This window comes from Bacillus sp. 05T31, assembly GCF_056396725.1.
Genome location: NZ_JBFTMA010001173.1, coordinates 1 through 762 on the forward strand (window position 1 = coordinate 1; position 762 = coordinate 762).

General features: G+C 40.3%; 1 protein-coding gene and 1 pseudogene. Both read right to left on the reverse strand.

The genetic code is table 11. The features are described 5' to 3' along the window. A pseudogene (locus AC1DJR_RS32175) lies at nt 1–263 on the reverse strand (histidinol-phosphate transaminase); the annotation flags it as partial. Nucleotides 264–281: 18 nt separating this feature from the next. Next, nucleotides 282–762, reverse strand: a 481-nt coding sequence (locus AC1DJR_RS32180; RefSeq protein WP_477004490.1) for a chorismate synthase, incomplete at its 5' end; no start/stop codon positions are given.

The following is a 762-nucleotide window of genomic DNA, read 5'->3' on the forward strand; positions in this document are numbered from 1 at the left end:
CTACCACAAAGCACTTGTTCCATTTGAACTTGTAATTTCTCTGCAATAGTTTGACGGAGTACTTCAGCACCTCCGTCAGGATATAAAGCATGTTCCTCCCACGATTTTTGTAATTCTCCTAAAACACGAGGTGAACAGCCAAATGGATTTTCATTTGATGCTAACTTAACAAATGAATGATTCCCGTATACTTCTTTCATTTGCTCTGGTGATTTACCTGGTTTATACGGTTGTAATGATGATAGTTGATCTTTTACTCGCATGTTAAATCCACCTTTTCATTAAAATTCTTTTGCGTATTTGTTATGTTGCGAAATATTTTGTTTTAGTAATTCCATGCGATCTTTTCCGAATTGCTCGACTAGTGCACCGGCAAGTTCCCATGCAACGACAGCTTCAGCTACAACACCTGCTGCTGGTACTGCACAGCTATCAGATCTCTCAATACTCGCTTGGAACGCTTCTTTCGTATCAATATCTACGCTTGCTAACGGTTTATATAATGTAGGAATTGGCTTCATTACTCCTCTTACGACAATTGGCATACCTGTTGTCATACCGCCTTCTAAACCGCCGGCATTATTCGTATTTCTCGTGTATCCTTTTTCTTCATCCCATAAAATTTCATCGTGCACTTTACTTCCCGGCTGTCTTGCCGCTTCAAAACCAATTCCGATTTCAGCACCTTTAAACGCATTCACGCTCATAATAGCACCGGCAAGTTTTGCATCTAATTTGCGGTCGTAATGAACGTAGCTACCA